Below are 1,919 nucleotides of genomic sequence, written 5' to 3'. Positions count from 1 at the left end.
CAGATTGGCGGGCCGACGGACTCGCATTAGCAGGCGTTTGATCCTGATCCCAAGCAGATTGACGGACCACACTGCGGCGGACTACAGGCATAAGCAAAGAGACACGCAAGGGATTGTACTCCGGGTACGGCTACACTGAAGGTTATTTATTTTTTCGACTGCCAAAACATCCCGTTTTTCGGATAAATCCAGCTTAGCGTCCGAAGCTTAAACATAACTGAAATCTTTTTTCGTATTTTGTTGGATCTGTGATGTATATCACAGTTGTTGTGAAATTTTTCACTTATAATAAAGACATCAAAGATGATCATCTTCCACAAGCAACACATCCCAAAGAAAATAAAGGAGTGGAACAAATCATGTTCAACCATTGGCTTAGAAATCACAAAGTAGCAAGCTGGCTGCTGACCATCGTCCGGATCTACCTGGGGTACAGCTGGATCAAGGGCGGTATCGAGAAACTGACCGGAGGCTTCGATGCCGGCGGATTCCTGCAGGGGGCGATTGCCAAAAGTACCGGTGATCACCCGGCCGTTCAAGGCTGGTGGGCAGCCTTCCTGGAGCACGCGGCCCTGCCGGGCGTCAAATTCTTCAACGTCCTGATCCCGCTCGGCGAAACGCTGGTCGGCCTGGGACTGATCCTCGGCACCTTCACCACCTTCGCCGCCCTGATGGGTATGGTGATGAACGCGGCGTTCCTCTTCTCGGGCACCGTAAGCACCAACGCACAGATGCTGCTGCTTGAAATGTTCATCGTCGTCGCTGCCGCTAACGCCGGCCGCATCGGTCTGGACCGCTGGGTACTGCCTTACCTCCGCGGCTTGTTCCACCGGCATCATGACGGCATGGATCCCACGCCGGCACCCGCACCAGGTATGAATGGCAAGAGCAAGGGCGCCGCTTAACTTCAGGAGCAAGCGGACGGCCCGCAACCAGCACCGTCCACTCGGCTGAAGCGCGAATCCCGCGAACGGCCGGATCGACGGATGCGGACCGCCGCTTTCCCCATATATTGCTTTTGAACGTTCCCCCGTTCAAACAAGAAACGAGCCGGCAAGGATGCCGGCTCGTTTATATTTTACAGGACTTTCGGCGCTTCGCCGGTCCCCCTTCAATATGCAATCTTGCTGCAAGCCTTCCGATCGGTTCAAGACCCGCCGAACATCCAGCAGTTCAGGCTGAGGCTTCCATATTGGTACGTCTGGATCAGCCGTTTGGCCTTCGCCTCGTCGCTCGCTGCGCCCATCGCGTAGAACAGCGGGGCGAAATGCTCGGTCCCGTAGGACGGAACGGCTTCGCGCGCATGCGGTGCTTTTTTGTCATAGTTAAACAGCTCTTTCAGGTTCCAGGTCTCCAGATTCCGGGCAATCCATTCGTCGAATTCGACCGCCCAGGCTTCCGGTTCATCAGTCTGACTGATCAGCCGCAAATTATGAACGAGGCCGCCGCTGCCGATGATCAGCACATTGTCCTGCCGCAGCTCCTTCAGCATCGCGCCAATGGCGTACTGCTCCTCAGGTGACCGCCGTGAATCCACGGACAGCTCAATGACCGGGATGTCCGCGTTCGGGTACATTTTGCTCAGGATGACCCAGGCGCCATGGTCCAAACCGCGTCCCAGAACGGGCTCGTAATGCAGGTTGCCCGCTTCGAACAGGCTGGCGATTCTTTGGGTGACGGCTGCCGACCCCTTAGCCGGGTAGCGGAGCTCGTACATCGCTTCAGGAAATCCGTAAAAGTCATGCATCGTATCGTGAGATTCGTCCACTGTCATCGATTGCTCAGGACTGTCCCAATGTGCCGAGAAGACGACGATGGCTTCCGGGGCAGGCAGCTCCCGTCCCAGTGACTCCAAAAACCGCGAGTACTCGTGATCCTCCAAAGCGAGCATGGGTGAACCGTGGGCTACAAATAGTGCT

The 1,919-nt window shown here is 55.9% G+C and carries 2 protein-coding genes; one reads left to right on the top strand and one right to left on the bottom strand.

Annotated features, from left to right (window positions below; genetic code table 11):
* Positions 1 to 359: 359 nt before the first annotated feature.
* Positions 360 to 905 carry a DoxX family protein gene (locus CPT76_RS07685; RefSeq protein WP_105442486.1) on the top strand — a complete coding sequence of 182 codons (546 nt, stop codon included), beginning with the start codon at positions 360 to 362 and terminating at the stop codon, positions 903 to 905.
* A 242-nt stretch (positions 906 to 1,147) separates the two neighbouring features.
* Here CPT76_RS07685 and CPT76_RS07680 read toward each other — a convergent pair.
* Positions 1,148 to 1,919 (bottom strand): DODA-type extradiol aromatic ring-opening family dioxygenase (locus CPT76_RS07680; RefSeq protein WP_105442498.1); only part of this gene is annotated, 772 nt, incomplete at its 5' end.

This window comes from Paenibacillus sp. AR247, from assembly GCF_002968895.1.
GTDB classification, from domain to species: domain Bacteria; phylum Bacillota; class Bacilli; order Paenibacillales; family Paenibacillaceae; genus Paenibacillus_AQ; species Paenibacillus_AQ favisporus.
Note: the sequence above shows the minus strand (reverse complement) of the source record. Positions and strands in the feature narration are given on the sequence as shown.

Coding starts and splice junctions, on each gene's coding strand:
- CPT76_RS07685 (WP_105442486.1), top strand. CDS start 360: ATGTTCAACCATTGGCTTAGAAATCACAAAGTAGCAAGCTGGCTGCTG.